Genomic DNA, 5,235 nt, shown 5'->3' with positions numbered 1-5,235 from the left:
CCTTCGGGGGGATCCAACTTCCCTCACCCCTGGCCCCTCTCCCACTGGGAGAGGGGAGGCGAGCGGTTAGCTCTTCGGGGGATCCCTAGAAATTGGAAACTCATTCCATCGCCGCTCAAACCGATGATTTTCCTTTGATTGCCGTAAGGCGTTTTGCCATCGATCTAGGGATCTCGCATCCAAACTCGAGGCAGGGATCGGGATCAGATGACTTGGCCGTCGGCTGTGATCCTCCCTTTTAGCTTGCTGGCCCGCTCTTCGGCTTCGTCCATAACCGTATCCAGATGCTCCAGCACCTCACCCGGATGCTTTTCCAGCACCCGCAGGGAGAGGGCCATCCGCCCCTTGGTCTCATCCACATCGAGCACGACGGCTTTGAGGCGTTGGCCTGGCTTAAACAAATCCGACAGCGAGGCCACAAAGCTTTGGCTAACCTGCTTGATGTGTAGTAGCCCGGTTACCCCCTCTTCCAAATCCACAAACACGCCAAAGGGTTTTAGTCCGCTGACCTTGCCCTCCACCACTTGGCCGCTGGTGTAACGGCTCAGGTTCTCGGATTTCACAGCCACCCGCTGGGAGAGCACCAGCTTGTTGGCTTCTGGGTTCACCTCGATAAAGCCTGCCGTCAGGGATTGGCCCACCAGCTCCTCTAGACCTTCCCGTTGGCTGAGGTGGGAGCGGGGAATGAAGCCGCGCAGCCCCTGCACATCCACCACCACGCCGCCTTTGTTGGTGCCGATCACCCGAACGGTTACCGTCTGGCCGCTGGCTTGCTTTTGGGCCAGCTCCTCCCAAAGCCGCTTCAGCCGGAGCCGCCGCGCCGAAAGCACAATCTGCCCCTCTGCATCTTCCCGCACAATGAGAAACTCGGCTTCTGTCTTCAAGGGAAAAAGCACGCTCAAATCTTCTCCTGAGCGGATCCCGGCTTCTTTAAGGGGCAAAAAGGCCGGAGATTTGCCGCCAATATCTACCAAAGCGCCATCGTTCTGATGTTGGAAGATGCGGCCTTGCACCACCTGTCCCGGTTGAAAGTTGAGGTTTTGCCCGTCTAAAGCCCGGGCAAAATCTTCCGCAGAAAACGTATCAGCAGCCTGGGAGCGAGAAGAGCGAACAGTCATGGGAACGGCTCAATTCAAAAAGCAGTGGGCTTCAGGATAACCCAAAACTGGCTAGGGATCCCAGCCTCTCCTCTTTGCAGAACAGAGTCCTTGCGGCTTTGGGAGAGGAACAACTGTGGGGTATTGCACGCAGCTCAGATGTAGTACATCAGCCGCGCCTGTTGCTGTTGTGCCTGCCGGTCGCAGAGGTCTTGCAGGGTGGTCTTCTGGAGAATGGCTACTGCCGCCGCTTGGGCATCTTGCCAAGCTTTCAGGAGCACTTCCCGCTCTGGGGTGAGATCGCTTGGGGACCACTCGCGGGAACGGGCGAGATCTTCCCCCTCGATGGCCTGGATAACGTCCAACAGCGAGATCTGCCAGGGCGCTCGGGCCAGGGAGTAGCCTCCTTTTGCTCCCCGTTGGCTGCGCACCAACCCTTGTCTGCGCAAGGTGGCCAGCAATTGCTCCAGGTAGCGATCGGGTATGGACTGATGGGCCGCAATTTCTTTAATCTGCAGCACCTGGCCATCGCTGTAGTGCTGGGCCAATTCCAGAAGGGCCAGGAGAGCATATTCACTTTTACAAGACAGTTCCAAGATATCCATCCTTCCGGGAGAGCCTAGGTCTATGATACTCCGGTTTTTCGCCGGGGTTTGGTGAGATTCCGTCCTGAGCAGGCAAGGGGATCCAGCCGGTAAGGTGGAATAGGCCCCTTTGGGAATGGTTTATGGCGAGTGTCAGCACCCGTGCTGGTTCGGCGCGGATCCCGGTGGAACGATTGCAAGCCTTGCACCAACAGATTGGCAAGTTGATTGCCAACATCGAATCGGTGTTTCAGGGCAAGTCACAGGTGGTGCAAGCGGTGGTCATGGCCTTGGTTGCGGAAGGTCATGTTTTGCTGGAGGATGTGCCCGGTGTAGGCAAGACCACGTTGGCGCGGGCCATCGCCCACAGTTTGGGAGCCAAGTTTCAACGGATTCAATTTACCAGCGACTTATTGCCGACAGATATCCTTGGCCTCACCCTGTTCAATAAGGGAAAAGGGGATTTTGAATTTCGCCCTGGCCCCATTTTTGCCCATGTGATCTTGGCGGATGAAATCAACCGCACCTCGCCCCGCACTCAGAGCGCCCTGCTGGAGGCAATGGCGGAAAGGCAGGTTTCGCTGGACGATCGCACCTACCCGCTGCCCAGCCCCTTTATTGTGTTGGCCACCCAAAATCCTTTGGAATACCACGGCACCTATCCTCTGCCAGAAAGTCAGTTGGATCGGTTTTTGGTGCGGTTGTCGATTGGCTACCCCAGCCCTGAGATAGAGCGAGCTTTGCTGTTGCAACGGCAACAAGCCGAGCCGGTGGAGGCTCTGCAGCCGGTTCTCTCTTTGGGTGAGTTGCGAGAGATCCAGGCGGCGGTGGATCAGGTGTACCTGGACGGATCCCTGGCGGACTATCTTTTGCAGGTGGTGCAGGCCACTCGTGTTTCCAAGCTGCTGCGGGCAGGGGTATCCACTCGTGGAGCGCTGGCCTTGGCGCGGGCGGCACGAGCTCAGGCGCTGGTAAAAGGGCGCAGCTTCTGTTTGCCGGAAGATCTGCAAGCGTTGTTCGTCTCGGTACTGGCCCATCGGGTTCTCCTGGCTGGGTCGGGAGAGATGGCCGGTAACCGACGGCAAGAGGCAGAGGCGGTGATTCAGGACATTGTCTCCACCATTGAGCCGCCTGTTTAAATTCTTGGCTGAACTCGATCTTGATGACTCCAGCATAGAAATCCTGTCTTGTGCTCCAGTTCATAGGGAAGAGGGGAGCCAAAGATGAATCCAATAAGCTGTTTCATAACAACTGTTTGAAAAGACCATAAGATCAAGCCAACCCTGTCGTTCTACTGTGGGGCCGACTATGAAGCTTGCTACCTCTCGCCAGCTTTGGGTCAATGCTTTTCCCACCTTGGCTGGCCTTGCTGTAGCCCTCGGCAGCCTGGGATCCGGTGGATCCCTGTGGCAATCGGGGGCAGCCGCTTTGGCTACGGGAATGACCGGCTACCTCGCTTCCGCCCTGGCCGGGAGTGAAGCCAGAGCCAAAACCCAACTGCTGGAGCAATCCCTGGAGTACTTCAAAAGCCAGCAAGAGTTAGGTCTACAACACCTGCAAAACGAGCTGGCCGATCTGCGGGCTGCTCTTGCCAATTGGGCACCCGTTCGGCAGGAAGAGGAAGCGGGCGATGGAACTGATCCTCAAGCCCATTGTGAGTTGGGATCCCAGATCCGATCTCAGCAAGCATGGCTGGCGCAACTGCGTGCAGAAGAGCAAAATCTAAAAGCCTCAATAGAAGATTTGCAAGCCAAAAAACAGAAGCTTGTTCAGTATTTGAAAGAGGGCGCTGCCAAACTCGATCAGCTCCACTCACAACGGGATCTTTTGGCCCAAGAGATTGCCAGCCTCAATCAAGTTCGCCAAGCAACAGGCTCTGGCAACTTTGCCGCCCACCCGTCTGGGTTTGGAAAGGGATTCAGCTCCACTTCTACCACCAAAGCTGCCGCCACCTCCGCCTCGGCCAACACCTACGACGCAATTCTTGCAGCCATTGAGGAGAAGGTGAACGACCTAGACGACATGGCAAAAGCGATGGCAGAGCTGGGCTCGCTTGAGGGCAGACGGTAATTCTTCAAGCACCTTCCAAGTCCAGATCCACCTCATGAACCCGCCGCAGGGATCCCTTGTTAAAAGCTGGGAAGCGTAGGTAGGGGTACTGCTCCTTGGCCTGCCGCAGCTCTTGGAAGGCGGGGGCCAGTTGATCTTTGGGGGAGATCCCTGTAACCACACACCAGATCTTGGTGCGTGTCAAGGCCACAAAAGCTTGATTGCGCCGGCGCAGTTGCTCCTCTACACTTAGCCCCGGCTCGGTGGCGTTTTGAAACTGGCAGACGTAGACTTTCCAAGCTTCGTTGCCCTTGGCCCGGAAGATCCCCGACAGGGTGACGTGCCCCGGCAAGCGGAAAATATCCCGATCGGCATCTTCGCCAGCAATGAGGGCGCTAATTCCTCTTTGTTTGAGCCTGGCCTTTAGGCTTTCCCAGTAGGGTCTGCTCCCTCTGAAGCTGGCTACACTTGTAACTAGAAGATCTTCCGGCCGAAAACTCCACTGCTTCAGGTCGCGCTCGATCTGTTGGGCAATCCAATTCTGCTCCTCTTCCTCAGAAGGGAAGGTGCGCCAGACCAGCAGCGACTGGGGATCCACCTTGGGATCAAAGTTTTCTTGATCGACGGGATGGCAAGCCTTGCGGGTGAGGGTAATTGGAGATCCAGGCTTACGAAAATCACCTTCTATCACTTCGTAACCCAAGTTTTCCCACTGGTCTTTTTGAGTAACCCCCTGCAAAGGCTGGCCTCCACGCAAAAGACCCATGTTGAGGGCATGGGCAGCCATGAGGATAATCTTTGGAGTGCGGTAGCACTTGCGCAACACAAAGGCGGCTCTCCCTCCCAACTGCACTTTGGGTTTGCCCGTCTCGTCGCGCCCGAATAGCTCGGCTGCCCCCGGCACCGTCAGGGAGCCAACGCCTTGGGCTTCGTCATAGGCCCAATAGAGCCGCTTGGGATCCCGTAAAGTTTGATAGGCTAAACGGTAAAAGGCGGGCGGCAAATCTTGACCTTCATCGATCAAGATGGCGTCAAAAAGTTGAGGGATTTCCTTGGCTTTCTCTTCTAACTCTTGGCAGACATAGTCGAAGGGCTCCGTTGTATGGTCATTTTTATCCCTTAACTCTGCCCTTGCCCGATCCAGGCTTTTGGGCGTTAAGCCACATTGGTGAGCGAGCAGGCGATAAAACCCAAGCTGATCCTGGGATCCCCAGGCATGCATCACCTGAATCCTTTCCCAATTTGGCTCGATGTCAAACTTGCTCTGACAGACTTCTGAGATTTGCCTGCGAATTTGCTCATAGAGAGAGCGGGTGTAGAAAACTACGGCGATGTCCCAATCGGGGTGGTCGGCGTGGATCTTGGCTGCCCTGCGAGTCAAGACTACGGTTTTGCCCGTCCCCGCCAGGCCCCGCAACCGCTGCGGCCCCTCAGGATATTGGGTGGCAATTTTGCGTTGGTCTTCATCGAGTTTGAAGATCCCTTCTTGGACGCGCCGGATCACC

Annotated in this window: 5 protein-coding genes; 2 read left to right on the top strand and 3 right to left on the bottom strand. The window is 56.3% G+C overall.

Annotated features, from left to right (window positions below; all coding sequences use genetic code 11):
- Positions 1 to 203 precede the first annotated feature (203 nt).
- Both NW862_RS12585 and NW862_RS12580 read right to left on the bottom strand, forming a co-directional pair.
- Positions 204 to 1,118 carry a S1 RNA-binding domain-containing protein gene (locus tag NW862_RS12585; protein ID WP_414348354.1) on the bottom strand — a complete coding sequence of 305 codons (915 nt, stop codon included), beginning with the start codon at positions 1,116 to 1,118 and terminating at the stop codon, positions 204 to 206.
- A gap of 134 nt (positions 1,119 to 1,252) precedes the next feature.
- The gene (locus tag NW862_RS12580) at positions 1,253 to 1,693 is read right to left on the bottom strand and encodes an Rrf2 family transcriptional regulator (RefSeq protein ID WP_414336103.1); all 441 of its coding nucleotides are present in this window, start codon (positions 1,691 to 1,693) and stop codon (positions 1,253 to 1,255) included.
- A gap of 131 nt (positions 1,694 to 1,824) precedes the next feature.
- Here NW862_RS12580 and NW862_RS12575 point away from each other — a divergent pair, with 131 nt between their 5' ends.
- Positions 1,825 to 2,820, top strand: coding sequence for an AAA family ATPase (locus NW862_RS12575; RefSeq protein ID WP_414336100.1), 996 nt, complete (start codon positions 1,825 to 1,827; stop codon positions 2,818 to 2,820).
- Positions 2,821 to 2,989: 169 nt separating this feature from the next.
- A complete protein-coding gene (locus tag NW862_RS12570) occupies positions 2,990 to 3,751 on the top strand; it encodes a hypothetical protein (RefSeq protein ID WP_414427241.1) in 762 nt (253 codons plus the stop codon).
- 4 nt (positions 3,752 to 3,755) lie between these two features.
- Here NW862_RS12570 and NW862_RS12565 read toward each other — a convergent pair.
- Positions 3,756 to 5,235: DEAD/DEAH box helicase (locus tag NW862_RS12565; protein ID WP_414427240.1), on the bottom strand; the 1,480-nt coding region annotated here is incomplete at its 5' end.

Source organism: Synechococcus sp. H55.8 (assembly GCF_047462375.1).
Classification (GTDB): domain Bacteria; phylum Cyanobacteriota; class Cyanobacteriia; order Thermostichales; family Thermostichaceae; genus Thermostichus.
Note: the sequence above shows the minus strand (reverse complement) of the source record. Positions and strands in the feature narration are given on the sequence as shown.